Source organism: Endozoicomonas sp. ONNA2 (assembly GCF_024606365.1).
In the GTDB taxonomy this organism is placed as follows: domain Bacteria; phylum Pseudomonadota; class Gammaproteobacteria; order Pseudomonadales; family Endozoicomonadaceae; genus Endozoicomonas.
The window spans coordinates 1-1,716 of record NZ_JAHHPO010000416.1; the positions used below are offsets into that span (position 1 = coordinate 1).

At 48.9% G+C, this 1,716-nt stretch carries 2 protein-coding genes; both read left to right on the forward strand.

Annotation, left to right across the window (positions count from 1 at the left end; translation table 11 throughout):
* Nucleotides 1-297: 297 nt before the first annotated feature.
* Complete coding sequence (locus KDK14_RS07505) at nucleotides 298-678, forward strand: CidA/LrgA family protein (RefSeq protein WP_257264446.1); 381 nt, start codon at nucleotides 298-300, stop codon at nucleotides 676-678.
* Entirely contained in the window at nucleotides 671-1,408 is a 738-nt protein-coding gene (locus tag KDK14_RS07510; RefSeq protein WP_257264447.1) for an LrgB family protein, read from the forward strand. Before KDK14_RS07505 ends, KDK14_RS07510 begins: the two co-directional genes overlap by 8 nt.
* The last annotated feature ends 308 nt before the right edge of the window (nucleotides 1,409-1,716 follow it).

A 1,716-nucleotide genomic window follows, 5' to 3' on the forward strand; every position in this document is an offset into this window, starting at 1 on the left:
TGCGCTTCCACAATGTGAAGGTGGACAGGCAGATGTTGCGCGAAAGGCAAAAAGCCTCCCGGGTTGTTTTTGATACACGACTCGCTCTTGTTTTTGAAACAGGGGTTAGCGTGGCAGACCGGTGACGGGTTTTGAAGACGTCCTTAAATGAGCGCTTAATATTGGGCGGTGTTTTTTACACAGTTTGTCCCATGATCGGTTGATGTTTCGTTTTATCGGCGTTGAGCTATAGCGAAGCAGGATCAAAGGATCCAGTCTTTAACGCGCAGCATAAGGCTGCTTCAGGAGAGTTCAAAGATGTCATCAGAAACGCTGTCAGGCATTGTCACTTTGCTGTTTTTTACCGTGCTGGGTGATGTAATAAGCGACGCATTCAGCCTTTCGGTGCCAGGCTCAGTGATTGGGTTGATACTCCTGGTTAGTTATCTTCAGTTGTCTGGAGGCGTTAGTGAGTCGCTTGATAAGGTGAGCCAGTTCTGTATCCGTTATCTGGCCGTGCTGTTTATTCCGGGCTGTGTTGGTATTTTCTTCCTGAGTGACCTACTCTTGCAGCAATGGCTGCCTATCACTCTGGCCGTGCTGGTGGCGACCCCTGTTTCTCTGGTGTTAACGGCAATTCTCTTGCAATGGCTGCTTAAACACTTTGCTGGCGGGAGCGGGGAGAACCATCATGGATGAGGTGTTCAGTTCCTCTTACGGATTATTGCAGCGGCAAATTAACAACCCGGTTGCCATTTTATTGATCAATCTGGGTGCTTATTTACTGGCGGAAAAGTTTTTTAATCGTATGGGGCGCAAAGGGTGGTTTCACCCGCTGTTTACCACCAGTCTGCTGGTTTTTCTGGTGATTCGCTACTCTCCACTTGAGTTCAATATGTATACCAGGCACAGCGAGTTACTGAAGATATTGCTGGCACCATTTACGGTATCTCTGGCGGTTCCTCTTGCACGGCAACTGCATACCCTGCGTCAGTTAGCGGGACCTCTTCTGTGTGCATTATTGATCGGTGGTTTTCTGGCGGTATTTATGGGTATGGGGCTGGCCCTGGCAACGGGCGGCTCAAGAGATGTGGTGTTATCCATTTCTACCAAAGCCGTAACCACTGCGGTTGCCCTGGTGATGGGCGAGCAGTATGGCTTTATTATCCCCCTGGTGGCTGCAGTGGTTATTATTTCCGGCGTTTATGGTTCGCTGGTGGGGCCAGCCCTTTGTCGCAAGTTTGGTGTAACAGACCCAAGGGCCATTGGCTTTGCCATGGGGGTAAACGCTCATGCAGGTGGCACTGCCCGGTCTTTTGAACTGGATCTGACCATGGGTGTCTATTCCAGCTTGGGAATGTGTCTTTGTGCTATCTATATGCCGCTTCTTGTGCCATGGCTGATCACCCTGATGTATGGACTTTCCTGATTGCGACAGGGAGCCTGAGTTGCTGCACTCAATGAAAATCAATCGATAACTTAAAAAAACCGTCGGCTGACAGAATACGACCAAACGGCAGTTTGCAGAACGATGGTTCTGCATTTGGAGATAGCGCTTTGACAAGAAACGGTACACACAAAATGAATACCTTGAGGGCTGCTCAATGATCTGGAGTATTTACGGCAACCATCTCGAATTTGGTTGTTGAATAAGGTTGCTGGCAGCAGATTATGCGCTCATTGACAGGGCGATAGAATCGGCCTTACGATCGTTCCAATCAAGGCTAATTTAAACGA